Genomic DNA, 21832 nt, shown 5'->3' with positions numbered 1-21832 from the left:
TCAAGCTTCCAGTCGCACCGGATTGTCGAACCATCGGTTGCGAATCACCTTGCGCAGCAGATCGACCGGAATGATCACGACGGCCAGCAGCAGCACGTAAACCCATTCCTGTATCGACAAGCCTACTGTGCGCAGGATTTCACCACCATAGCTAATGAAGAAAATCTGGATGACCATGATCAAGGGGATGATGATGGAAAACAAGCGGTTGTCGAGCAGATGCTCCCACAGATTCAACCCCTGGGTACGGGCGTTGAAGGTATTGAAAACCTGGATGAACACGAAGAAGGCGAAAAACGCCGTCAGGAACTTGGCCTGGGCGGCATCGGAGCCGATCTCATGACCGCCGGAGAATAGGGTCCGGGTCAGGTCGCTGGTCAGGAATAGAATACTGATGAAGGCGATGAAGACGCCGTTGATCAGGATCGACGACCACATGTCGGTGTTGATCAGTTGTTCGTCGCGCCGCATCGGCTTTTCCAGCATGTAGCGTTCCAGCGCGGCCTCGCCGGCGAAGGCCAACCCCGCCAAGGTGTCCATAATGATGTTCAACCACAGCAACTGGGTCATGGTCAGCGGCAGGTCGAAGCCAAAGAACTGGCCCAGAAACACCACCAGAATGGCGGAGACATTGACCGTCAACTGGAAGATCAGGAACTTGCGGATCGACTTGAACAGGGTGCGCCCGTACAGCACCGCCTTGGTTAGCGAGGAGAAGTTGTCGTCGAGAATGACGATGTCGCCGGATTCCTTGGTCATCTCGGTACCGCTACCCATGGCGAAACCAACATCGGCGTTTTTCACCGCTGGCGCATCGTTGACGCCGTCGCCGGTCATGCCGACCACCAGATCCATTTCCTTGGCCAGCTTCACCAAGCGGCTCTTGTCGGTCGGGAAGGCGCGCGCCACCACATAGAGATGCGGTAGTTTCTGCTTCACTTCCTCGTCGGACAGTTGGGACAGCTCGGCGGAGGTGAGGATGATCGCCTGTGGATCGTCTTCCAGCAGCCCCACGTCCTTGGCGATGGCTTGGGCGGTTTCCTTGGCGTCGCCGGTGATCATGATGACGTGAATGCCGGCGTTCTTGGCGGTTTTCACCGAGGCATAGGAAGTCTCGCGCAGTTCGTCGCGCATCCCGAACACGCCGACCAGGGTCAGATGGGTGGGAAGCGTCTTGTCGCCGTCGATCGGCGTTTCGCTCACCGCCACCGCCAGCAGGCGCATGGCCCGCGAAGACAGTTCGTGCATGGCCGCTTGCAGGGCGCTTTGATCGCTGAGATCGATGGCGTTGCCATCGGCATCCAGGCAGCGCGTACAGTTTTGCAGAATCACTTCCGGGGCGCCCTTGACCAGAGTCAACGCCCGGTCGCCGGTGACCTGAGTGGCGGAAAACTTGCGGGTGCTATTGAAGGGAATGAGATCGACGATGTCCACGTTGCCGGTCTGCGCCAAGTACGGCGTGACAAAGCGGAGCAGTGCCTGTTCGGTGCGGTCGGCGCCGACCATTTTAGGGTCGTTCGGGTCGCTGGCGTCGATCACCGCGCTGGTGTTGTTGCGCAAAGCGAAGCCGGCGGTGTCGCGCAAGGTCTGGGGAATGTCGTCCAGTTTTTCATGCCGCGTACCCGCGCCGGTGAGGAAGGCGCTGACCGACAAGCGGCCCTGAGTCAAGGTGCCGGTCTTGTCGGTGAACAGGATGTTCAAGCTGCCGGCGGTTTCGATGCCCAGCAGCTTGCGCACCAGCACCTTGACGCTGAGCAGTTTTTTCATGTTGATCGCCAGCACCATGGCGATCATCATCGGCAAACCTTCCGGTACCGCCACCACCACCACGATGATGGCCAGAATCGCCGCCGTCACGAAATCCTTGATAATGAGTCCGCCCTCCTGCGCCCAGTAGGCGTCGAAACTCTCGGCTTGCAGGAAGATGTTGTTGAACATGAAGGCCAGGAAAATCAGGGTGGCGCCGACGTAACCAAAAGTCGAAATATGCCCGCCCAATACGGTCAGCTTGTGTTGCAGGGGCGAGAGCCGATCCTCGGCGGACAGCAGTTCCTTCATGGTTTGGCCGTAGCGGGTTTGATCGCCCACCGCGCTGGCCCGCATCACGCATTCGCCATCGACCAGCAGACCGGCGCGAAACAACTGATGTTCCTCCGCCGCTGGATCGGCACCTTCGGGCAGCGCGGTCTTTTTGACCGGTTCCGATTCGCCGGTCAAAGCCGCTTCGTCCACCTCGGCATGGCCAGCGATGAGCAGTCCATCGGTCGGAACCGTGTCGCCCGGTTGCAAGAGGACGTGATCGCCGACGACCAGCTCATTGATCGAGATTTCGGTCAGATGGCCATTGCGGAACACCTTGACCAGAATCATTGAGGCTTCTTCCAGCAGTTTCTGGAAAGACTGTTCGTTGCTGTGTTCCGACCAGGTGGCGACGAAGGTGGCGATCACCACCGCAAAGGCGATACCGACGCTTTCGTACCATTCGGCATAACCGAAGATCGTCAACAGGACCGTGATCAGCAGAGCGGCGATCAGGATGATGATGATCGGGTCTTTCAGGTTGCCCAACAGCTTATCCCAGAAGGTTTCAGCCTCCTGGCTGGCTACGGCATTGGAACCGTGCTGGGCGCGGGAAGCTTCCACTTCCCGATCGGTCAAACCTGGATAAGTGAATTTCATGGTGGCTCTTCAACTGGAGTGAGTTCGGAGATAGCGCGAAGCGGGCAGCGGTGTGGAACCCTGGACTCAAGCCCTGGAGGCAGGCGCTTCGCAAGTTTGATTCCCTCGGACATTCCACGAGTTCCGCGACTGGGAACCCTCATTGCGGGGGATCGGCGCGGGCTATCGTGGCGGGATGGAGTTCAGTTTATCAAAGCTGGGGAGGGATAAGAGCCCGCCATGCTAGGCGACCGAGAAATAATCCCGCGAAAGCACCATTGGCCATGGTGCTTTCGCGGGAATGACAGGCCGTTTATACCGCTTATCGATCGTTGCCGGCAAATAGAGAATTGCTGGATGTGATCGTGGGGCGACCCATACTGCTGTTGCCGACGACAACCTGCCTACCGGTGGGGCGCAGGTAGGTGGTTTGCGGGGTACGCGCGGTCCGGCTGGTGCGCGGGGTGATGATGGTCACGCCTCCGGTTCGGCCCGGATAGTATCCACTGGCGTTGTTCAGCGCCAGCGAGCCGCTGCTTGCGCCGGTGTAATAGAGGCCATCCGCCCGGTATTTCTGATAGAAACTCAGCACACGGTCAACGTAGGTTTGGGTTTCCTTGTACGGCGGGATCTGGTTGCCGTATTTTTGCACCGCACCCTCGCCGGCGTTGTAGGCAGCCACCGCCAGCCGGGTATCGTTGAAGTGGTCCAGCAGCCAGCGCAGGTAGCGGGCGCCACCGTGCATGTTGGCGACCGGATCGTAGGCGTTGTTGACCCCGAATCGCTCGGCGGTGCCCGGCATGAGCTGCATCAGCCCCATGGCGCCCTTGGGGGATACCGCCCAGGGGTTGTAGGAGGATTCGGCGCTGATGACGGCGTGCAAGAGTGCCGGGTCGAGCCGGTATTTCGCGGCGATGCGGTTGACGTCGGGGGTAAATCGTTGGCGGTTGTTTTCGCCGGTGCGGGATAGTCTGGCGCGGCTGGCGCGGCCGGTGCGTTGGGGGATCTGCTTGCCGCCGGGGCTGTACAGATTGCTGGGGGCGAAGCTGGAACTCTGGGCTGCTTTCTTGCTGTAGGCTGGTGTGCGCATCACCAGTTTGTAGCGGGGGTCGTTGGGGACGTTGCTCAGATGCCGTACCCCGTTACTGTCGACGAAGGCGTAAATATCCGCCTGGGCGGGTCCGGCCAGCGCCAAGGCCACCGGAACCAAACCGGCCAATAGCAGCCGCTTCATCAGGTTCTCCTTTTATTATCGAAAAGCTTAGTCATTGTAAGCGACGACTGGGTAGCCGTCTGACTCAAGCGGGAGAGTCGAGCGTCTGTCGGTTAATGGAACTAAGATTAACATAAACCGCGCGAACCACACGTTTGCGAGTGTGCCCCGCGAGCCCGTTCGGGGCCTTTCCGGAATCAACGCACTGAATCGTCAGAGAAAAGAAAATATTCTGGCGGACGCCACTTGGTAAAGCCGGTTCGTCCGTTGGGTTTCGCTCCCAGCCTGTGAGAGGTCACGATGTTCAGAACCGCCGAACTGCAACGCAAGCTGCCCAAGGAGGATTATCACCAACAGATTCCTCGGTTGCGGCAGGAGCTGCTGATGATGCAGATGGAGTTGCGGGAGGCCGATTTTCCGGTGATCGTGGTATTTGCCGGAGTGGACGGCGCCGGTAAAAGCGAAACGGTCAACAAGCTGCACGAGTGGATGGATTCACGCTGGTTGATGGCCCGCGCCTTCGGCGAGCTTTCCGATGAGGAGCGCGACCGGCCGGCATACTGGCGGTTCTGGCGGGAGTTGCCGCCCAAGGGGCGAATCGCATTATTCCTCAGCTCCTGGTATTCGGTGCCGATCCTCGACCATGTCTACGGCCGCGTCGGTCTGGCCGAGTTCGATGAGCGGTTGGCGCGGATCAAGTCGTTCGAGAAAACCTTGGCGGACGACGGTGCGCTGATCCTGAAATTCTGGATGCATCTATCCAAGGACGCGCAGAAGGAGCGTTTGCGCAAGCTGGAAAAGAATCCACTGTTGCACTGGCGGATTTCCAAGCGCGATTGGCGGCACTGGGAGCTGTACGAGCAATTCGTCGCCGCCGCCGAGCGCACGATCATGAAGACCAGCACCGGCTTGGCGCCCTGGAAGATCGTCGAAGGTTACGACGCCCGCTACCGGAGTATTTCGGTGGCGATCGCTATCCGCGATGCCATCCGTTTCCGGCTGGAAGAGGCCAAGACGCAAGCGACCGGCGCCGCCGTTCATCTACCCGAGCCGTTTCCGTCGGAGTCGGGCCTGCCGCCGGTCACCATTCTGTCGCGGCTGGACATGGACAAGAGCCTGTCCAAGGAAGACTACGCCGCCGGCTTGAAGCACTACCAGAGTCAACTGAACCAACTGCAGCGCGCGGCTCGGGAGCGCAGGATTTCGACCATTCTGGTCTTCGAAGGTTGGGATGCCGCCGGCAAGGGAGGCAGCATCCGTCGTATCACCACCGCTCTCGACGCCCGCGACTATCAGGTGATCCAGATCGCCGCGCCCACCGACGAGGAAGCCGCGCACAATTATTTGTGGCGGTTCTGGCGGCACTTGCCGCGCGCCGGCCGGGTCACCATTTTCGACCGCAGTTGGTACGGGCGGGTGCTGGTGGAACGGATCGAGGGATTCGCCGGCACCCGCGAATGGCAGCGCGCCTACGCCGAGATCAACGACTTCGAGGCGCAATTGGTGGAAAGCGGCATCGTGCTGGTGAAATTCTGGCTGCACATTACCCCGGACGAACAGTTGCAGCGCTTCAAGGAGCGCGAACAAATTGCCTACAAGGCCTGGAAACTGACCGATGAGGACTGGCGCAACCGCGAGCATTGGGCCGATTACGAACTGGCGGTCAATGACCTGGTGGAGCGAACCAGTACCCATCAGGCGCCGTGGTCGCTGATCGAAGCGAACGATAAACGCTATGCACGCGTCGAAGTGCTGCGGACGCTCTGCGAGCGGCTGGAGACGGCGCTCGCCGGCCAACCGAAACAACCGAAACAAAAACCTTGAAGGTGTGTTTGCCATGACCGAATCCACCGAATCCGTCGTGCATGACGTCGAAACCGTGGAAACTAAACCGCGCGCGCGTCGCGAGCGGCGCGACGAGCAAATCACGGTCGAGGAGGTGGCCGCGCCGTCACCGCCCACGATCGATCCCGACGCTCCCGAATGGTATCTGAACCGCGAGCTGACCTGGCTGGCCTTCAACCAGCGGGTGCTGCACGAAGCCCAGGACGCGCGCAACCCCCTGTTGGAGCGGGTCAAGTTTCTGGCTATCGTCGGTTCCAATCTGAACGAATTTTTCATGAAACGCATCGGTGGTCTCAAACAACAGATCGGTGCGCGGGTACGGGAACTGACGGTGGACGGCCGTAGTCCCGAGCAGCAGGTGAGCGAGTGCCTGGTGGTGGTGCGCGACATCGTGGAGCAGCAGCGACTGCTGGCGTCCGAGTTGCATCGTCTGCTGAAGGAGCAGGGCATCATTTTGCGCAGCCACCGGCGGCTGACCGAGGAACAGCGCAAGCAGATGCGCGAGTATTATCTGCAAAACATTTTTCCGCTGGTTACGCCGCAGACCATGGACCCGGCGCACCCGTTCCCGTTTATTTCCAACCTGTCGCTCAATCTGCTGGTGACCGTGCGCTATCCCAACGACGACGCCAGCGGGCTGGCGCGGATCAAGGTACCGATCGGTTCCGGCATTCCTCGCTTTCTCAAGGTCGGCGACGAAGAGTTGTACGTACCGCTGGAGGAGGTGGTCGCCAGTAATCTCGACCTGCTGTTTCCCGGCATGGTGATCGAGGCCTGCGAGCTGTTTCGCGTCACCCGCAATGCCATCACCGAGCGCGACGAGGATCTGGCCGACGATTTGCTGGTGATGATCGAAACCGAATTGCGCGAGCGCAAGTTTGCTCCCATCGTCCGGCTGGAAGTGCAAAAAGACATGGACCCCGTGCACCGGGGCATGTTGGCCGCCGAACTGGGTCTGGACGAGGCCAGCGAGGTGTTCGAAGTCGATGGCATGATGGCGCTGCGCGATCTGTTCCAGATCGTCGGCATCAACCGCCCCGACCTGCACGATGCCCCGCACCATCCCCTCGATCATCCCAAGCTGAGCGACAAGCGCAATATTTTCCACATCATCCGCGAGACCGGGCCGATCCTGCTGCAACACCCCTATGAATCGTTTGCGACCTCGGTGGAGCGGTTTTTACTGGAAGCCAGCTTCGACCCGAAGGTACTGGCGATCAAGATGACCTTGTACCGCACCTCGGAGGATTCCAAGATCATCGACTACCTGATCGATGCCGCGCGGAACGGCAAGCAGGTGACGGTGGTGGTGGAGCTGAAGGCGCGCTTCGACGAGGCGGCCAACATCCGCTGGGCCAACCGGCTGGAAGAAGCCGGTATCCATGTGACCTACGGAGTGCTGGGGCTGAAGACCCACAGCAAGGTCATCCTGGTGGTGCGGCGCGACTACAACGGCCTGCGCCGCTACGCCCATATCGGTACCGGCAACTATCACGCCGGTACCGCCCGACTGTACAGCGATCTGGGCCTGCTGACCTGCGACCCGCCCATCGGCGAGGATCTGACCGAACTGTTCAACTATCTGACCACCGGCTATGTGCCCAAACGGCTGTACCGCAAGCTGCTGCCGGCGCCCAAGGTGCTTAAGCCGGCGCTGCTGGCCAAGATCGAGCGGGAGATTGAACACGCCAGGGCCGGCCGGCCGGCGCGAATTCAGTTCAAGATGAATGCGTTGGAGGACAAGGACATCACGGCGGCGCTGTATCGAGCGTCGCAGGCCGGCATCCCGGTGGATTTGATCATCCGCGATACCTGCCGATTGCGACCCGGCATCGCGGGGCTGTCCGAGCAGGTGCGGGTGGTGAGCATCGTCGGCCGGTTTCTGGAGCACACCCGGATCTACCATTTTCTGAATGGGGGGGCCGAGGAATACTTCATCGGTTCGGCCGACTGCATGAAGCGCAATCTGGAAAGCCGGGTCGAGGTGGTGGCGCCGGTGGAGCCCCCGGAGTTGCAGCGGGAACTGCGGCAAATTCTGGATGTTCAGCTTAACGACCGGCGCGACGCCTGGGACATGCAGCCCGACGGGACCTACATTCAGCGCATGCCTGGCGAGGGCGACGATCCGCGCGGCTCCCAACTGATACTGATCGAGCTGGCCGAGCGCCGGCAAAAGGAGGCTCGACGCTTGAAGAAGCGCAAACCCAAGGGCATCGCCCGGCGGCCGATCTTCGAGCGCTGATCGGCGGTTGCGCCCCATGAGTTCGCAAGCCGTCACCCACGTCAGGGCCAACCCGCTCTCCCTGGCGGCCGACACCACCAGCGAAGAAGCCTTCATCGCCATCGTCGGCGCCTGTCTGGTGCATGCCGAGGCCAATCGGCCGGCGGTGCTGGACGATCAGGTCGAGGGCGTTCATCAGATGCGGGTGGCATTCCGCCGGCTGCGTTCCGGCCTCAAGATCTTCCGGCCGCTGATCCCGCGCGAGGCCAGCGCCGAACTGGTAACGGATATCCGCTGGCTGAACGGTTTTCTGGGGCCGGCCCGCGACTGGGATGTGTTTCTGGAGGAGGGCATGGCCCCGATGTTCGCCCGTTTTCCCCGCAAGCGCGGTCTGCGGCTGTTGCGGGCCAGGGCCGAGACCCTTCGTTGGAGCCACCATCGAAGCTTGCGCGCGGCGCTGGAAGAACCGCGTTATCCCCTGCTGTTGCAGCGGTTTGCCAGCTGGTTGGATCACCGCGCCTGGCGGGAGAACCTGACTGACTCGCGGCGGGAGCGGCTGGATGGACCGGTGCTGAAGTTTGCCACCCCGCTGTTGGAAGACGATGATCGGCGGGTGCTGAAGCGGGGCGAGGATTTCGTCCGACTGGTCGCCGGGGAACGGCACGCACTGCGGATTCGCATCAAGGAACTGCGCTACGCGTTGGATTTCTTCGCCAGTCTCTACCCGGTGGCGCCAGTCAAACCCTTTCTGGGCGCCCTGGCCAAGCTGCAAGATGACCTGGGGGTCATGAACGACATCGCGGTCACGCGGCGGCTGCTGGATGAGGCGCGACTGAGCACGGTGTCCGCCGCCCGACAGGTGATCGACGGTTGGTACGGTTGTCGGCTGGATGTCCACGAATACCAGTTTGTCGAGTCCTGGCGGCGCTTCGTGGAATGCGAGCGACCCTGGAAGGAGTGACTCGGCCATTTTCCGCGCGGTGGCCAAGTCCATGGCAAAGCACAAGTGCGGTTGGCCGCCGCCGCGACATCCGGCGGCCAATTCGTTCCTTACGGGAGAATCACCATGTCTGGACCAACCTTAACTCAACAATTGACCGAACTGATTACCGGCAAACCGGTCGTGGCCACCGATTTGGAACAGGCGGCGTTGCTGACGCTGGATGCGATGGCCAACGCGCTGGGAGCGCGGACGAGCGAGCCGGGCGCGATCCTGTTGCGCTGGGCCGACGAAACCGCGATCGCCGACGCCGCCCGGCGCGCCTTCCTGTTGGGGTCGCTGACCCATATTCTGGAAACCGACGATCTGCACCGGGCTTCGGTAGTGCATCCGGGTTGCGTGGTGGTGCCGGCGGCCTGGGCGGTAGCGGCGCGGGAAGGCATTCGCGGCCATGCCATGCTGAGGGCGGTGCTGTGGGGGTTCGAGGCAGTGACTCGGGTGGGAATGGCGGTCGGCCCGACCCATTATCGGCTTTGGCACAACACCGCCACCTGCGGTCCCTATGGTTCGGCCATGGCGACGGCGGCGTTGCTGCGGCTGGATATGCCGGCCACGGTCCACGCCCTGGGTAATGCCGGTGCACAATCTTCCGGGCTGTGGCAGTTTTTGGAGACCGGGACGATGACCAAGCACCTGCACGCCGGTCGGGCGGCGGAGGCAGGGGTGTTGGCGGCGGATCTGGCCCGGTTCGGCTTCACCGGTCCGCCAGCCATCTTGGAAGGGGCCAAGGGCTGGTTCGCCGCCACCTGTCCCGATGCCGACCCCGCCGCGGTGACACGCGACCCGGACGGTCCCTGGCAATTGTTGCTCACCTCGATCAAACCTTGGCCGTCTTGCCGGCATACTCATCCGGCCATCGACGCGGCTCGCGAATTACGGCACCGTTGCCCGGTTGGCGCCATCGAGCGGGTGGAAGTGGAGAGTTATCCGGCGGCGCTGGAGGTTTGCGATCGGCCACTGCCGCGGAGCGATTACGAGGCCAAATTCTCGCTGCAACATTGCGTGGCGGCGGCGTTGGCGCGGGATACCGTGGATTTCGCCGCTTTCGCCGAGCCGGCGCGGGCCGAACTGGCGGAATTGCGCGGGCGGGTGACCCTGCGAGTGGCCGAACCCTATGCCGCTGCTTATCCCTCGGCCTGGGGGAGCGCGGTGACGGTGGTGCCGCACGAGGGCGAACGGATCACGGTCGGGCGAACTCATGCCAAGGGCGATCCCGAAGCGCCGCTGACGCCGGTCGCATTGATCGCCAAGGCGCGGATGTTGATGGTTCATGGCGGAATCCGCGAGCCAGACCGGCTCATCGATGCAATACTGGCGTTGTCCGATGATTCGGTGCTACCGGAGTTGCCTTAAATTTGAGCAAATATTTCAGTGGTGCAACAAAAAATTAGAGGTAACTGGTTGTTTTCCAATTAAAATGTTGTTTTTTGCCGAAAAACAACGAAAAATAGTGTGTTTGCTCTAAATTTTTTGCTAGAATAGCCGCCGTGCAGTAGGCATCTTTGCTTCTCCTCAGTCTGCTGCACATCCTCCTTTGGTGGTTTTTGGCCGGACGCTCTTTGTCCGGCCCTTTTTGTTTTCAAGGTACCGAGCGTGGGTTTGAGCTCCGAGACGCGCATGATCGGGTCCCGTCGCATTCCGCCCAAACCACCCGGTTGCGAGTTGTGCGGCAGGTTCATCTCCGCGCTGACCCGCCATCATTTGATTCCCCGCGCCCGCCATCGCAAGAAGCGCACCCAACGGTTGTTCGAGCGCGAGGAAGCACGCGCCCTCATTCTGTGGATCTGCCGACCCTGCCACGATCATATTCATGGCGTGCTCAGCGAGAAGGAAATGGCGGCGGGCTACCGCAGCCGCGAAGCCTTGCTGGCGCATCCGGCGATTCGCCGCTTTGTGGCGTGGATCGGGGCCAAGCCGGCGGGTTTTATGCCGGCGGGGCGAAGCCCGAAGCGCTAACCGGTTGGCCGGAGCGCTCAAGCCCTGGAAACGGCCAGCACGCGCCCCAGCCAGCCGGCGACATCCTGGATTTCCTGCCAGCAGACTTCGTGGCCCATCCCGTAATCCCGCCATTCCACTCGATAACCCAGGCTCTCCAGCGCCTCGGCGCTTTGCTGGCCGTAGCGCAGCGGAATGACGGCGTCGTGGCCGCCGTGGGCCATGAAGATCGGTGTCTGCTGATTGGCCGATCGTCGTTCGCCATTCAGCTTGCTGGCCAGGGGAAGGTAGCAGGACAAGGCCAGAATGCCGGCCAACGGCTCGGGATAACGCAGCGCGGTATGCAGCGCCATGGCTCCGCCTTGGGAAAAGCCGGCCAGTACGATGCGCTCGGCGGGGATTCCGCGCTTTTTCTCGCGTTCGAGCAATTCGTAAATCGCCCGTTCGGAGGCGTACACGCCGTCGGGGTCTTCCTGACGGGGCAGGTCCATGCTCAGCACGTCGTACCAGGCCCGCATCCGCATCCCGCCGTTGATGGTGACCGGGCGACTCGGCGCGTTGGGGAAGACGAAGCGGATACCGAGCTCCGGTGGCAGGCGCAGTTCCGGCACGATGGGTTCGAAGTCGTGGGCATCGGCGCCCAGCCCGTGCATCCAGATCACGCTGGAGCGGGCGGTGCCGGCAGGTTCGATTTCAACGGTGGTCAGCGGCGGCATATCGGTCATGAACAATTCCCGTGGGTTGGCGATTGGGCGGCATTACCGGGGAAAGCGCCCCGGCTTGTCAAGCCACGTCGTTCAGCCCATTGCGCGCTATACTGGCGACGATTTTCATGCCCGACCTCAGGATATTGTTTCGATGCCTAGATTTCGCCCCGGACGGGTGCTGACGGGACTGCTGTTGGCGGCGCTTCTGGCCGGTTGCGGCCAGAAGGGTCCGCTGTATCTGCCCAAGCCCCAGTCGCAACCGTCGTCGTCCGAGCAGCCCCCCACCGCGAAGCCTTGAATCATGGACCATTTCGAATACCGTGACGGCCGGTTGCATGCCGAGGGTGTGTCGGTCGCCGACATCGCGGCGACGGTTGGCACCCCTTGCTACATTTACTCCCGCGCCACGATCGAACGCCACTGGCGCGCTTTCGACCAGGCTTTCGGCGAGCATCCACATTTGATCTGCTACGCGGTCAAGGCCAATAGCAATCTGGCGGTGCTGAACGTGCTCGCCCAGATGGGGTCCGGTTTCGATATCGTATCCGGCGGCGAGCTGGAACGAGTGCTGGCGGCCGGCGGCGATCCCGGAAAAATCGTGTTTTCGGGAGTCGGCAAGCGTCGTGACGAGCTGGAGCGCGCGCTCGAAGTGGGCATCCGCTGCTTCAACGTCGAATCCGAGGCGGAGTTGGCGCTGCTGGAGCGTGTGGCGGCGGAACGGGGCCGGCGGGCGCCGGTGTCGCTGCGCATCAACCCGGACGTGGACGCCGATACGCATCCTTATATCTCCACCGGACTCAAGCAGAACAAGTTTGGCATCGAGGTGGAGCGGGCGTTGGCGGTTTACGCGCGGGCCGCCGCCTCGCCGTATCTGGAAGTCGTTGGCGTGGATTGCCATATCGGCTCGCAGTTGACCCGGGTGGCGCCGTTCGTGGATGCGCTGGAACGAGTGCTGGCGCTGGTGGCACGGCTGAAAGAGCAGGGGATTCAGCTTCATCATCTCGACCTGGGCGGGGGATTGGGCATCCGCTACCGCGACGAAGAGCCGCCGCTGCCGGCCGAGTACGCCGCCGCTCTGATGGAACGCCTGCGCGGCCGGCCCTACGAAATCCTGATCGAGCCGGGCCGGGCCATCGTGGGCAACGCCGGCATTCTGGTGACGCGCGTGGAATTATTGAAGCAGGGCGCGGATAAGAGTTTCGCGGTGGTGGACGCGGCGATGAACGACCTGTTGCGACCAGCGCTGTATTCGGCCTGGCAGGCGATCATCCCGGTCGAGCCGCGCGTTCAGGGTCAGCCGCGCTGCTACGATGTGGTGGGACCGATCTGCGAGACTGGCGACTTTCTTGGCAAGGACCGGGCATTGAACATCGAACCGGGTGATTTGTTGGCGGTGCGTTCCGCCGGTGCCTATGGTTTCGCCATGAGTTCCAATTACAATTCCCGGCCCCGCGCCGCCGAGGTGATGGTGGACGGTAGCCGTTTCCAGGTGGTGCGCCGGCGGGAGACGGTGGCGGAGCTGTATGCCGGCGAAGCGGTGTGGTCGTAAACCTGGGTTTCCGTGGTCCGGCGACGGCCTGGTGGAAGTCCCGTAAAGAGCCCATTTCATGAACCCACGTTTCACCAATCCCTCGACGGATGAAATCCGCGCCCTCCTGGGGCGGATCAAGACCATCGCCGTGGTCGGGCTGTCCGCCTCGCCGGCGCGGCCCAGCCACGGAGTTGCCCGGGCGCTACAAGACTTCGGCTACCGCGTCATCCCGGTCAATCCGGCGGTGACGGAGCTGCTGGGCGAACGGGCGTATCCCCGCCTGCGCGATCTGCCCGAGCCGGTGGATTTGGTGAACGTGTTCCGCGATCCCCGCCATGTCGCCGCCATCGCCGACGACTGTGTTGCCCTGAAACTGCCCGCCCTCTGGTTACAGGATGGCGTGATCGATGCAGCGGCGGCGTTGCGGGCGCGGGCGGCCGGATTGACTGTGGTGATGGACCGTTGTATCTACCGCGACTACCTCCGGCTGGTGGCATGACCGCGCCCGCCGTTTCCAACCTCTAACCGCGCAAGCTCGATTTTGCAATGACCGATCAAACTTCCGAACACCCGGTTCAGCATCGAACCCTCGAGCACCCGGTCCAGCACCGGCTGAAACTACGCAACCTGCGTCTGTCCGACTACGGCGATGTCGAGGAGATCATGGAAGCGGTCTACCCCAGCATGGACGGCGCCTGGAGTCGCGAGCAGTTCGCTTCCCAGATCGCCCGTTTTCCGGAAGGGCAAATTTGCATCGAGGATAACGACAAGGTGGTGGCGGCCACCATCAGCCTGATCGTGGACTACGGTCGCCACGGCGATCGCCACACCTACAATCAGATTATCGGTGACGGCTATCTCACTACCCACGACCCCAATGGCGACACCTTGTATGGCGTGGATGTCTTTGTCCATCCCGATTACCGCGACATGCGGCTCGGCCGGCGGCTGTACGACGCCCGTAAGGAGCTGTGCGAGAAGCTCAATCTGCGAGCCATCATCGTCGGCGGCCGGATCCCCGGCTACGGCAAGTACGCCCACGATATGACTCCCCAGCAGTACGTGGAGCAGGTGCGGGCCAAGGAGCTGGTGGACCCCATCCTGACTTTCCAGTTGGCCAACGACTTCCACGTGCGCAAGATCGTAACCGGCTATCTGCCCGACGATACCGAGTCCCAGGCTTACGCCGTGCTGCTGGAATGGCTGAACATCTACTATGAAGACAAGGAGGTCCTGATCGGTGGCCGCAAATCGGTGGTGCGGGTTGGGGCGGTGCAGTGGCAGATGCGGCAGACTGTATCGCTGGAGGATATGCTGCAACAGGTCGAATATTTCGTGGATGCGGTGGCGGGCTACAAGACCGACATCGTGTTGTTCCCGGAATTCTTCAACGGTCCGCTAATGGCTCAGTTCAACCAGCGCAACACCGCCGAGGCGGTGCGGCAACTGGCCGAGTATACCGAACCGCTGCGCGATGCCATTTCGCAGTTGGCTGTAGCCTATAATGTCAACATTATTGCCGGCAGCATGCCGGAATATGGGAGTGGCGCGTTGTACAATGCCACTTATTTGTGTCGGCGCGATGGTACCTGGGACAAGCAATCCAAGCTGCATATTACCCCGGACGAGCGATCCTATTGGGGTCTTCAGGGCGGCGACTCGCTCAGGGTATTCGAACTGGATGTCGGCAAGATCGGCATTTTGATCTGCTACGATGTGGAATTTCCGGAATTGCCGCGTTTGCTGGCTGATCAAGGCATGCAGATTCTGTTCGTGCCGTTCTGGACCGACACCAAGAACGCCTACCTGCGAGTGCGGCGTTGCGCGCAGGCCCGGGCCATCGAGAACGAATGCTACGTCGTGATTTCCGGCAGTGTCGGCAACCTGCCGCGAGTGGAGAACATGGATATGCAGTACTCTCAGGCGGCGGTGTTCACCCCGTCCGACTTCGCTTTCCCGCATGACGCCATCGCCGCCGAGGCTACGCCGAACACCGAAATGACGCTGATCGTCGATCTGGATCTGGATAATCTTAAGGAGATGCGCATGCATGGCAGTGTGCGCAACTTCCGCGACCGGCGGCTGGATTTGTACAAGATTGCGTGGACGGGGAGGAGTTAGTATTTTGAAGTTCAAAAATAAATTTGCTTGAGCTGGTTGGGGTCGAGGCGATGAAACTTCACTTCACCAAGATGCAAGGGCTCGGCAACGATTTTGTGGTGATCGACGGCGTCAGCCAGCCCGTGGCGTTGACGCCGGAGCACATCCGCCGGCTCGCGAATCGTCACTTTGGCATCGGTTGCGATCAGGTGCTGTTGGTCGAACCTTCCGATCGGAAAGACGCCGACTTTCGCTACCGGATCTTCAACGCCGACGGTGGAGAGGTAGGACAGTGCGGTAACGGGGCCCGTTGTTTCGCCCGTTTCGTGCGCGATCGAGGATTGAGCGACCAGAATAGCCTGTGCGTGGCGACCGCGACCGGTTTGCTGCGCCTGACGATCCAAGCGGACGGCCGGGTGACGGTGGACATGGGGCAGCCGCGGCTCGATCCGGTCGACGTGCCCTTTTTCGCCACCGAGCGCGCACCGCTCTATTCGATCGCCGCCGACGGGATCGAACTGGAAATCGGCGTGGTGTCCATGGGCAACCCACACGCGGTATTGCGAGTGGACGATGTGGAGCACGCGCCGGTGGCGCATCTGGGGCCTTTGCTGGAGCGGCACGGCCGCTTTCCCCAACGCGCCAATATCGGTTTCATGCAGGTGGTCGCGCCTGACCAGGCCCGGCTACGGGTTTACGAACGCGGTGTCGGCGAAACCTTGGCCTGTGGCAGCGGCGCCTGCGCGGCGGTGGTCGCCGGCCGGTTGTGGGGCCTGCTGTGGCCAAGTGTGCGGGTTGAGCTGCCCGGTGGCGTGTTGGATATCCACTGGGCGGGCGAAGGTGAGCCGGTAACCATGACCGGGCCGGCGGTAACGGTGTTCGAAGGCTGGATCGAGCCATGAACGCGAGGCGGCCAACCGCAAGGTGGATCGAACGATGAGTGACGAACAGGCGGTACCGGGTCCGACGGAGATCGAGCGCGTCGTGGTCAACTGGCTGCGCGAGCATCCCGAATTTTTCATCGGTCATCCCGACCTGGTCGAGAGCTTGCGAGTGCCTCATCCCTGCGAGCCGGCGGTGTCGTTGCTGGAGTACCAGAACCGGTTGTTGCGGGAGCGTGGCCAGCGCCTGCATGGCAAACTGTTGGAACTGGTCGGCATCGCCCGCGACAACGACCGGCTGGCGGAACGGGTTCAGCGGCTGGCGCTGGACCTGCTGGATGCGCCGAACGAATTGGATGGGCTGCTGTATCGCATAAAAGCGGTGCTACGGGACGAATTCAACGCCGATTGCGTCGCCCTGTGTCTGGAAGCCGCGCTCGTCGCCGACTCGGGGGCGGCGGAATTCCTGCGCCCGGATGTGCTCGCTCTGTTCGAAGGCTTGCTGCAGGTGGGCAAATCACGTTGTGGCCGCTTGCGTTCGGAGCAGGCCACCGCGCTGTTCGGCGATTGCGCGCCGCGGGTGGCTTCGGCGGCACTGGTTCCCCTGGGCGACGGCCGGTGGCGTGGACTGCTGGCGCTGGGTAGTTGGGACGAGCAGCGCTTTCATCCCGGCGCCGGCACGCTGTTTCTGGGGCGGGCCGGCGAGCTGGTCGGTCGGGCGCTACGGGCGCGTCTGTTGGCCGACGGGTGGCGGGCGCGGTCCGACCCCTCCTCGGCGCATGAGGGCTAAGGCGCTTTCACTGTTCTTCCCGATACCCTAGCCAGCCATCCAGTCGCGCGTGGGCTTCGCCGATACCCTGGCCGGTCGGTGCCGAGAACAACTGGGCGCTGGCGCCCGGATAATTCGCCGCCAGCGCCCGTTTCAACTGGGCCAGCGCCGCCAGCGCCGCGCCCCGGCTGAGTTTGTCCGCCTTGGTCAACAGGATGTGCGCCGGCAGTTCGCGGGCGGCGCAGCCGTCCAGCAGTTGGCGATCCATGTCGGTCAGCGGATGGCGGATATCCATCAGCAGCAGCAGGCCGCGCAGCGCCGCGCGCCCGGTCAAGTAGCGTTCCAGCAGTTCTCCCCAGTGCCGGCGAATTGAGTCGGGAACCCGAGCATAACCGTAGCCCGGCAGATCGACCAAGTAGCGATCCGGCTCCACCAGAAAAAAGTTGAGCAGTTGGGTCCGGCCGGGCGTTTTACTGACTCGGGCCAACTGCCGTTGGCCAGTGAGAAGGTTGATCGCGCTGGATTTGCCGGCGTTGGACCGGCCGGCGAAGGCTACTTCCCGGCCGGTATCGGGCGGAAGCTGGGCCAAGGCGTTAACGCTATACAGAAAACGGACGCCGCGCCAGCGACCGGTGGTCGGTGCGGTTCGGGTAGCGATAGAGGTAGTATCGTTGGGGTTTCTCATTGAACTCAAAGGCCGAAACTGATATATAAAACTGCCGCTTTCGGGACGGGACCGATTCAGGCAAGCACCAGTTCCGTCACCGCCGAGCGAGGCTTGGCCACCGGCCCGCGTTGCTCTGTTCCGCGCCGGCGGCAGGTCGCCTGAACCGAATACCGTCATCGTACAGGAGCCTTCCAAAAATGAAAAAACTCGTTGTGATCGCCGCGACCTGCGCATTGCTCGGTTCCACAACCGCCGTGCTGGCCGCTGGCGACGCCACCGCCGGTAAAGCCAAGTCCGCGACCTGCGCGGCTTGCCATAGTCCGGACGGCAACAGCACCAATCCCCAGTATCCCAAACTGGCGGGGCAAAGCGCTGATTATCTGCTCAAGCAATTGCAGGAATATAAGAGTGGAGCCCGCGCCAACCCGATCATGGCTGGCATGGTCGCGCCATTGAGCCCACAGGATATGGAGGATCTGGCGGCTTATTTCGCGTCCCAGCAGGTCACCCGCGCCGCGGCCGATCCGGCCCTGGCGCCGGTGGGCGAGGCGCTCTTTCGCGGCGGGGATCTCAATAGCGGCGTTCCGGCCTGCGCGGCTTGCCACGGCGCCACCGGTGCCGGCAACCCGGCCGCCAAGTTCCCGGCGCTGGCCGGCCAGCACGCGGAATACGCCGAGATTCAGTTGAAAGCCTTCCGCGCCATGGAACGCGCCAACGACGCCGGGCAGATGATGCGGGTCATCGCGGCGAAATTGACCGACCCGCAAATCAAGGCGGTTTCGTCCTACGTGCAGGGCCTGCAATAAATCTTGGGCGAACCGGGCCGGATATCCGCCGGTTTCGCAAAAGGGTGGCTGAATGGCCACCCTTTTTTCTTCCACGCCATCTGGCTTCGACAGCGATCAGGTTCAAAGCGGTTCGGAAGACCTGAACCGATGCCGCCCGGTCGGGTCGAACAGGCTTCCCGCACGTTTTCCCGAACCATACCGTGAACGAAACCGCCGCGCGTCAATCCGATCACCGCCGTACCCTGGGCTGGGTGTTGTTGGAATTTTTCGGTTCCATGAACCTGGCGATCACCCTGCTGGTGGTGGTGGCGGTCGCCTCGGTGATCGGCACGGTGTTGCAGCAGAACCAGCCCTATCCGGATTACCTGCTCAAGTTCGGGCCGTTCTGGTTCGAGGTGTTGCGTCGGCTGGGGTTGTTCGATGTCTACGGCGCTGGCTGGTTCGTCGCTATCCTGGCGTTCCTGATTTTATCCACCAGCGTTTGTCTGTACCGTCAGGTACCGGGAATGCTGCGGGAGATGGTGCGGTTCCGCGCCAACGTCCAGGCGCGTTCGCTGCGCGGTTTCCACCAGCACGCCGAGTGGCGGCTGCCGGATCGTGGTCTTGACGCCACGCAGAGCGCGGTGACCGAGATGCTGCGGGCGCGAGGCTACCGCTGGCGCGCCCACGATAGCGGCGATCACCGGGTAGTGGCGGCGATGAAAGGCCGCTATAACCGTCTCGGTTATCTGTTCACGCACGCCGCGGTGGTGATGATCGGCATCGGTGGCCTGCTGGATGGCAATCTGTGGCTGAAGCTGAAGGAGTGGCGTGGCGAGATCGTGCTGGAGACCCGAGACCTGGCCGCCCGCGACATCCCTCCGGCCAGCCGGCTGGCGCCCGGCGCGGTGCCGGCGTTCCGTGGCAACGTGATGCTGCCCGAGGGCGCCGCGGCCAATTTCGTGTTCGTTCGCGCCCGCGACGGTTTTGTGCTGCAGGAACTGCCATTCGCCATCGAGCTGAAAGATTTCCAGGTCGCCTACTACGACACCGGTCAGCCAAAATCCTTCGTCAGCCAAGTGCTTATCCATGATCGGGAGCATCTGGGCGGCCAGCCCATGGCAGCGACCATCCGCGTCAACCACCCGCTAACTTATCGCGGTTATTCGATTTACCAGTCCGACTTCGGCGACGGCGGCTCCAAGCTGGATCTGCGCGCCTGGCCAGTGACCGTCGCCCGGCTGGAGCCGACCGAAGCCAAGGGTACGGTGGGCAGTTCCCTGAAAGTGGGAGGACCGACTGGACCGCTTTCCCTGGAAGTGGACGATTTCCGCCTGTTCAACCTGCTGCCGGAGCCTGACGTCCGGCCCGGCGAGCGCAAGTTCCGCAACTTTGGCCCCAGCATTGGTTTCAAGCTGCGCGACGCGGCCGGCGAGGCTCGGGAATACTTCAATTACATGGCGCCGGTGCAACTGGAGGGCCGCTGGTTTTTCATCAGTGGCATGCGCGCCCAGCCCGGTGAGCCGTTTACCTATCTGCATATTCCGGCGGACCCGAACAACAGTCCCGAACGCTTCCTGCGCCTCAACGCCCGCTTGCGCGATTCCGACTGGCTGCATGGTGTGCTGGCCCGCTCCGGGCCGGCAGCGGACGAAAACCCGGAATACCGCCGCGACCTCGAACGAGTGCGGTTGAGCTTGGTCGAATTGTTCGCTCAGGGCGGCACCGCCGCGGTGGCGGAGCGAGCCAAGACGGTGGTGCCGGCCGAACGGCTGCGGGAGGCGAGTGCGCTGTATCTCAATATCCTGCGTGATACCTTGGCCCAAATCTTCATCGAGGTGCTGCGCGAGGAGGGGGTTGATGTCGAGCATGGTGTCGGCGAGCGCGAGGAGGCGTTTTTCAATGACGCCGTGTCGGCGCTGTCCGCGCTGCCGGCCTATGCCTCGCCCTTCTACCTGCAACTGAGCGGTTTTCAGCAGGTGGAGGCTTCTGGATTGCAAGTCACCCACAGCGGTGGAGTCAGCGTGGTCTACACCGGCTTTGCTTTACTGGTCATCGGTGTCTTCATCATGTTTTATACTTCGCATCGTCGGTTGTGGGCTTGGCTGGCGATCGAGGATGGGGCGACCCGGTTGATTCTGGCCGGTACCGGAAATCGCCACCAAACCGAATTTTCCCGCGAATTCGCCGGCTTACAGTCGATGTTCGAGCGGCGGTTGGGGTCAGCGGAAGAAAAACAGTCCGCTTCGTCCGCTGTGCCATCGAAGATGTCGGCGGCGGACGCAAAATAGCGCGGTAGCGATAGTTATGAGAGGAGCGGAATGGCAATGGCGGTAACGCGCGAAGCAATGTTGGAGCAGTGGGAGCAACCGTCTTTTTGGCGCCGCTTGACGGTTCGGGACGGGCTGTGGATGCTGCTGGCGGCGGCTGGCTCGATCCTGGTCTGGTGGTTTTATCGCTCGTACATGGATGGCTACGAGATCGCCATCCAGGCCGGTAGCACTCTGGGGCTGATCGCTTGGGGGTTGTACTGGAAACCGGTACGGTTGTTCGCCCTGGCGGTGGCGGTGTTGGCGGCGCTGGCGCTGTGGCGTTACGATGCGGATTATGCGTTGCGCCAGAGCGACTTCTGGCTCAAATATTTTCTGGAAAGCCAGGTCGCGTTCATGTGGATGAGCGCCTTGTACGTGCTGGCCACCGTCACCTATTTTGTCGCGCTGTTCAGCCGTTCCGAATTTGTCGGCGAGACCGCGACCGCCCTGACCTGGACAGCAACGGTCATGGGTGCGACCGGCCTGCTGGTGCGTTGGCGAGAATCCTATCTGCTGGGGGCCGACATCGGTCATATCCCGGTCAGCAACCTGTACGAAGTGTTCATCCTGTTTGCGTTGATTACCGCGCTGCTCTATCTCTTTTACGAGGATCGCCACCGCACCCGCGCCATGGGTGGTTTCGCCCTGCTGGTGATCAGCGGAGCCGTCGCCTTCCTGCTGTGGTACACCTTTGACCGCGAGGCCCATCACATTCAGCCGCTGATTCCGGCTTTGCAGAGCTACTGGATGAAAATCCATGTGCCGGCCAACTTCATCGGTTATGGTGCGTTCTCCTTGGCGGCGATGCTCGGGGTGGCCTACCTGCTGCGGTCCGGCGTGGAGGCGCGTTGGCCGGATGGCCTGCTGGCGCGGGTGTTGCCGCCGCTTGAGCTGCTGGACGATGTCATGTACAAGGCCATCGCGCTGGGTTTCGCCGCCTTTACCATCGCCACCATTCTCGGCGCGCTGTGGGCGGCCGAGGCCTGGGGTGGTTACTGGTCCTGGGATCCCAAGGAAACCTGGGCATTGATCGTCTGGTTGAACTATGCGGCTTGGCTGCACCTGCGGCTGACCAAGGGCTGGCGCGGCGCGCCGATGGCCTGGTGGGCGGTGATTGGCCTGCTCGTGACCTTGTTCGCTTTTCTGGGGGTCAACATGTTTTTGTCGGGGCTGCACTCCTACGGCACGCTGTAAGCCAGTCCGCCGCCCCGTTTTCGCCAACCGAA

At 62.2% G+C, this 21832-nt stretch carries 18 protein-coding genes; 14 read left to right on the top strand and 4 right to left on the bottom strand.

The window, feature by feature from the left end; all coding sequences use genetic code 11:
• A complete protein-coding gene (locus IPM89_06170) occupies positions 1 to 2679 on the bottom strand; it encodes a calcium-translocating P-type ATPase, PMCA-type (protein ID QQS55386.1) in 2679 nt (892 codons plus the stop codon).
• Between the two features lie 301 nt (positions 2680 to 2980).
• Positions 2981 to 3892 (bottom strand): lytic transglycosylase domain-containing protein, encoded by a 912-nt coding sequence (locus tag IPM89_06165; GenBank protein ID QQS55385.1) that lies wholly within the window; start codon positions 3890 to 3892, stop codon positions 2981 to 2983.
• 279 nt (positions 3893 to 4171) lie between these two features.
• On the opposite strand from IPM89_06165, the gene pap reads away from it, so the two are divergent.
• The 5 genes from pap to IPM89_06140 all read left to right on the top strand — a co-directional run bounded on the left by pap (position 4172) and on the right by IPM89_06140 (position 10893).
• A complete protein-coding gene (pap, locus tag IPM89_06160) occupies positions 4172 to 5695 on the top strand; it encodes a polyphosphate:AMP phosphotransferase (protein ID QQS55384.1) in 1524 nt (507 codons plus the stop codon).
• 13 nt (positions 5696 to 5708) lie between these two features.
• Positions 5709 to 7958 carry a polyphosphate kinase 1 gene (gene ppk1, locus IPM89_06155; GenBank protein ID QQS55383.1) on the top strand — a complete coding sequence of 750 codons (2250 nt, stop codon included), beginning with the start codon at positions 5709 to 5711 and terminating at the stop codon, positions 7956 to 7958.
• Between the two features lie 16 nt (positions 7959 to 7974).
• Positions 7975 to 8898, top strand: a complete 924-nt coding sequence (locus IPM89_06150) for a CHAD domain-containing protein (GenBank protein ID QQS55382.1) — start codon at positions 7975 to 7977, stop codon at positions 8896 to 8898.
• 105 nt (positions 8899 to 9003) lie between these two features.
• Positions 9004 to 10290, top strand: a complete 1287-nt coding sequence (locus IPM89_06145; GenBank protein QQS55381.1) for an MmgE/PrpD family protein — start codon at positions 9004 to 9006, stop codon at positions 10288 to 10290.
• Between the two features lie 264 nt (positions 10291 to 10554).
• Entirely contained in the window at positions 10555 to 10893 is a 339-nt protein-coding gene (locus IPM89_06140) for a hypothetical protein (GenBank protein QQS55380.1), read from the top strand.
• A gap of 17 nt (positions 10894 to 10910) precedes the next feature.
• On the opposite strand, the gene IPM89_06135 is transcribed toward IPM89_06140, so the two are convergent.
• Complete coding sequence (locus IPM89_06135) at positions 10911 to 11597, bottom strand: alpha/beta fold hydrolase (GenBank protein QQS55379.1); 687 nt, start codon at positions 11595 to 11597, stop codon at positions 10911 to 10913.
• Positions 11598 to 11730: 133 nt separating this feature from the next.
• On the opposite strand from IPM89_06135, the gene IPM89_06130 reads away from it, so the two are divergent.
• Genes IPM89_06130 through IPM89_06105 form a run of 6 tightly spaced genes read left to right on the top strand, consistent with a single transcriptional unit; the run spans position 11731 to position 16881 of the window.
• Positions 11731 to 11877, top strand: a complete 147-nt coding sequence (locus IPM89_06130) for a lipoprotein (GenBank protein ID QQS55378.1) — start codon at positions 11731 to 11733, stop codon at positions 11875 to 11877.
• A 3-nt stretch (positions 11878 to 11880) separates the two neighbouring features.
• Positions 11881 to 13128 (top strand): diaminopimelate decarboxylase, encoded by a 1248-nt coding sequence (gene lysA, locus IPM89_06125; GenBank protein QQS55377.1) that lies wholly within the window; start codon positions 11881 to 11883, stop codon positions 13126 to 13128.
• Between the two features lie 58 nt (positions 13129 to 13186).
• On the top strand, positions 13187 to 13609 hold the full coding sequence (locus IPM89_06120) for a CoA-binding protein (GenBank protein QQS55376.1): 423 nt from the start codon (positions 13187 to 13189) through the stop codon (positions 13607 to 13609).
• A gap of 47 nt (positions 13610 to 13656) precedes the next feature.
• Positions 13657 to 15231, top strand: coding sequence for a GNAT family N-acetyltransferase (locus tag IPM89_06115; protein QQS55375.1), 1575 nt, complete (start codon positions 13657 to 13659; stop codon positions 15229 to 15231).
• Positions 15232 to 15281: 50 nt separating this feature from the next.
• Positions 15282 to 16112, top strand: coding sequence for a diaminopimelate epimerase (gene dapF, locus IPM89_06110; GenBank protein ID QQS55374.1), 831 nt, complete (start codon positions 15282 to 15284; stop codon positions 16110 to 16112).
• Between the two features lie 34 nt (positions 16113 to 16146).
• Positions 16147 to 16881, top strand: a complete 735-nt coding sequence (locus IPM89_06105; GenBank protein QQS55373.1) for a DUF484 family protein — start codon at positions 16147 to 16149, stop codon at positions 16879 to 16881.
• A 7-nt stretch (positions 16882 to 16888) separates the two neighbouring features.
• On the opposite strand, the gene IPM89_06100 is transcribed toward IPM89_06105, so the two are convergent.
• Positions 16889 to 17545 carry a YihA family ribosome biogenesis GTP-binding protein gene (locus IPM89_06100; protein QQS55372.1) on the bottom strand — a complete coding sequence of 219 codons (657 nt, stop codon included), beginning with the start codon at positions 17543 to 17545 and terminating at the stop codon, positions 16889 to 16891.
• A gap of 179 nt (positions 17546 to 17724) precedes the next feature.
• Between IPM89_06100 and IPM89_06095 the strand changes: the two genes are divergently transcribed.
• From IPM89_06095 to ccsB, 3 genes are all read left to right on the top strand, one after another.
• Positions 17725 to 18333 carry a cytochrome c4 gene (locus tag IPM89_06095; GenBank protein ID QQS55371.1) on the top strand — a complete coding sequence of 203 codons (609 nt, stop codon included), beginning with the start codon at positions 17725 to 17727 and terminating at the stop codon, positions 18331 to 18333.
• 182 nt (positions 18334 to 18515) lie between these two features.
• The gene (locus IPM89_06090) at positions 18516 to 20585 is read left to right on the top strand and encodes a cytochrome c biogenesis protein ResB (protein ID QQS55370.1); all 2070 of its coding nucleotides are present in this window, start codon (positions 18516 to 18518) and stop codon (positions 20583 to 20585) included.
• Positions 20586 to 20621: 36 nt separating this feature from the next.
• Complete coding sequence (gene ccsB, locus IPM89_06085) at positions 20622 to 21800, top strand: c-type cytochrome biogenesis protein CcsB (GenBank protein QQS55369.1); 1179 nt, start codon at positions 20622 to 20624, stop codon at positions 21798 to 21800.
• The last annotated feature ends 32 nt before the right edge of the window (positions 21801 to 21832 follow it).

This window comes from Candidatus Competibacteraceae bacterium (assembly GCA_016699715.1).
Lineage (GTDB): Bacteria > Pseudomonadota > Gammaproteobacteria > Competibacterales > Competibacteraceae > Competibacter.
This window is presented reverse-complemented; position numbering and strand designations above follow the sequence as displayed.